General features: G+C 55.9%; 1 pseudogene. It reads right to left on the reverse strand.

The features are described from left to right. A pseudogene (locus EZI54_RS23715) lies at positions 1 to 1,202 on the reverse strand (IS3 family transposase); the annotation flags it as partial. Positions 1,203 to 1,270: the final 68 nt, after the last annotated feature.

Consider the following 1,270-nt stretch of genomic DNA (forward strand, 5'->3'; position numbering starts at 1 on the left):
TGAGGTGGACCCGATCAGTTGGACAACCTGATGGTGTCACTAAGCTATGATCCGGTTGTTTCCCTGGCTCAGGCTAGCCAAGGCTATCGGTTGCCCGTAGTACACCTCATCGGGCGTTTGATACTCAAGGGTCTGGTGGTACCGGGTCTGATTGTAATGCCGGAAGTACCGGTGGAGCGCCTGCTTCAAGTGGTGTCCATCCTCGAAGGCTGTGAGGTAGACGCACTCGTGTTTGACGCTGCGCCAGAGCCGTTCCACGAAGATGTTGTCATGGTAGCAGCCCTTGCCGTCCATGCTGATCCGGATGCCATGATCTTTGAGAACGCTTGTGAAGGCTTCACTGGTGAACTGGACACCCTGATCGGTGTTGAAGATCTCCGGCGTTCCGTGGCGCTGTAAGGCCTCCTCCAGCGCATCAATACAGAAGTCTGTGTCCATGGTATTGGAGACCCGCCAGGACAACACTTTGCGGCTGTACCAGTCGATGATGGCGACCAGGTACATGAAGCCCCGAGCCAGCGGAATATAGCTGATATCTGTTGCCCACACCTGGTTGGGGCGGTCGATTTTCAGCCCTTTGAGCAGGTACGGATACACCTTGTGTCCGTCGCCCGGAATGCTGGTTCTGGGGCGTGGATACACCGCCTGAATGCCCATGGTGCGCATCAGGCGCTGAACCCGCTTGCGGTTTATCCGGTGGCCTTTACGTTCCAGGTGGACACGCATCTTACGAGAGCCATAGTACGGCGTTTTCAGATGCTGCTGGTCAATCAGGTACATCAGATCCAGATCCTCCTGACACTGTTCACGAGGGACGTAGTACACCGACGAGCGGCTCAGTTTGAGCAGCTCGCACTGGCGCACGATGCTGACTTGGGGATGGCCATGCTCGATCATCGCCAACCGGCGTTGACGGCTTACTGATCGAGCTTGCGCGACAAAAAATCGCGTTCCACCGTCAGTCGACCGATCTCGCGATAAAGCTCGTCAGAACTGGGCTCGTTGGACTGTTTGCCGGACCTTTTTTTGCCTTCGAAGAGGTTCGGGGCATTCTCCAGCAGCTCGCGTTTCCAGGTGCTGACCATGGTCGGATGGATCTGGAACCGGGCGGCGATTTCAGATGTGGTCTGGTCACCCTTGAGGGCGGCCAGGGCGACTTTGGATTTGAATGATGCGCTGTATTGCTTGCGTTTCTTGCTCATGATTCTCCTCCTTGTGGAGATGATGAATCAGAGCTCAGGCACCTGTCCAAATTTCGGGGTCCACTTCA

Source organism: Marinobacter halodurans (genome assembly GCF_004327985.1).
Taxonomy (GTDB): domain Bacteria; phylum Pseudomonadota; class Gammaproteobacteria; order Pseudomonadales; family Oleiphilaceae; genus Marinobacter_A; species Marinobacter_A halodurans.